Raw genomic sequence first — 234 nt, 5'->3', positions numbered from 1 at the left:
GAGTCAACAATATATTCTTCTCCTGTGTTAAGATCAATAAAATTAAAAACATATGAATCTTCGTTTATTTCTAGGATTTCTATTTCATATTCCCCTTCAACTACTTGTCCTTCTTCGAGATATTCACTTGTCATAATGATTTCTTCTGTTTCAAATGAAAATTCCAACTCAAATTTTGCTTCATTTTCATCATCTTCATAAGTTGTTTCTACAACTAAGGAATCACTTGATACA

General features: G+C 29.1%; 1 protein-coding gene. It reads right to left on the bottom strand.

Annotated elements, in window-relative coordinates:
- Positions 1–234 (bottom strand): SAR2788 family putative toxin (locus Q4550_RS24135; protein ID WP_303536804.1); only part of this gene is annotated, 234 nt, incomplete at both ends.

It is taken from the genome of Anaerobacillus sp. 1_MG-2023 (assembly GCF_030547345.1).
Lineage (GTDB): Bacteria > Bacillota > Bacilli > Bacillales > Guptibacillaceae > Guptibacillus > Guptibacillus hwajinpoensis_B.
The sequence above is the reverse complement of the archived record's forward strand: the minus strand, read 5'-3'. Positions and strand labels throughout refer to the sequence as shown.